1 rRNA gene is annotated in these 1,753 nt (G+C 52.5%); it reads right to left on the bottom strand.

The features are described 5' to 3' along the window. Positions 1-29: 29 nt before the first annotated feature. Positions 30-1,753, bottom strand: a 23S ribosomal RNA gene (locus DK861_RS15265); the annotation flags it as partial.

The following is a 1,753-nucleotide window of genomic DNA, read 5'->3' as shown; positions in this document are numbered from 1 at the left end:
TCTCTCAGACAAAACACCTTCGGTGTTGTCAGGTTAAGCCTCACGGTTCATTAGTACTGGTTAGCTCAACGTATCGCTACGCTTACACACCCAGCCTATCAACGTCTTAGTCTTAAACGTTCCTTTAGGTCACTCAAGGTGACAGGGAAGACTCATCTCGAGGCAAGTTTCCCGCTTAGATGCTTTCAGCGGTTATCTCTTCCGCACTTAGCTACCGGGCAATGCCATTGGCATGACAACCCGAACACCAGTGGTGCGTTCACTCCGGTCCTCTCGTACTAGGAGCAACCCCTCTCAATCTTCCAACGCCCACGGCAGATAGGGACCGAACTGTCTCACGACGTTCTAAACCCAGCTCGCGTACCACTTTAAATGGCGAACAGCCATACCCTTGGGACCTACTTCAGCCCCAGGATGTGATGAGCCGACATCGAGGTGCCAAACACCGCCGTCGATATGAACTCTTGGGCGGTATCAGCCTGTTATCCCCGGAGTACCTTTTATCCGTTGAGCGATGGCCCTTCCATTCAGAACCACCGGATCACTAAGACCTACTTTCGTACCTGCTCGAGCCGTCACTCTCACAGTCAAGCTGGCTTATGCCTTTGCACTAACCGCATGATGTCCGACCATGCTTAGCCAACCTTCGTGCTCCTCCGTTACTCTTTAGGAGGAGACCGCCCCAGTCAAACTACCCACCAGACACGGTCCCCGACCCAGATTATGGGCCTAGGTTAGAACATCAAACGTTAAAGGGTGGTATTTCAAGGTTGACTCCATGCAGACTGGCGTCCACATTTCATAGTCTCCCACCTATCCTACACATCAAGGCTCAATGTTCAGTGTCAAGCTATAGTAAAGGTTCACGGGGTCTTTCCGTCTTGCCGCGGGTACACTGCATCTTCACAGCGAGTTCAATTTCACTGAGTCTCGGGTGGAGACAGCCTGGCCATCATTACGCCATTCGTGCAGGTCGGAACTTACCCGACAAGGAATTTCGCTACCTTAGGACCGTTATAGTTACGGCCGCCGTTTACTGGGGCTTCGATCAAGAGCTTCTCCCTAAGGATAACCCCATCAATTAACCTTCCAGCACCGGGCAGGCGTCACACCGTATACGTCCACTTTCGTGTTTGCACAGTGCTGTGTTTTTAATAAACAGTTGCAGCCAGCTGGTATCTTCGACTGGCTTCGGCTCCGTCCGCAAGGGACTTCACTTACCGCCAGCGTGCCTTCTCCCGAAGTTACGGCACCATTTTGCCTAGTTCCTTCACCCGAGTTCTCTCAAGCGCCTGAGTATTCTCTACCTGACCACCTGTGTCGGTTTGGGGTACGATTGTTGGTAACCTGAAGCTTAGAGGCTTTTCCTGGAAGCAGGGCATCAATTGCTTCACCACCTTAGTGGTTCGTCATCACACCTCAGCATTAAGTGACCGGATTTGCCTAGTCACTCTGCCTACATGCTTGAACCGGGACGACCGTCGCCCGGACAACCTAGCCTTCTCCGTTCCCCCATCGCAGTTACCACCAGTACGGGAATATTAACCCGTTTCCCATCGACTACGCTTTTCAGCCTCGCCTTAGGGGTCGACTCACCCTGCCCCGATTAACGTTGGACAGGAACCCTTGGTCTTCCGGCGTGCGGGTTTTTCACCCGCATTATCGTTACTTATGTCAGCATTCGCACTTCTGATACCTCCAGCATACCTCACAGTACACCTTCGCAGGCTTACAGAACGCTCCCCTACCCAAC

The organism is Proteus sp. TJ1640 (assembly GCF_003144445.1).
Classification (GTDB): Bacteria; Pseudomonadota; Gammaproteobacteria; order Enterobacterales; family Enterobacteriaceae; genus Proteus; species Proteus penneri.
This window is presented reverse-complemented; position numbering and strand designations above follow the sequence as displayed.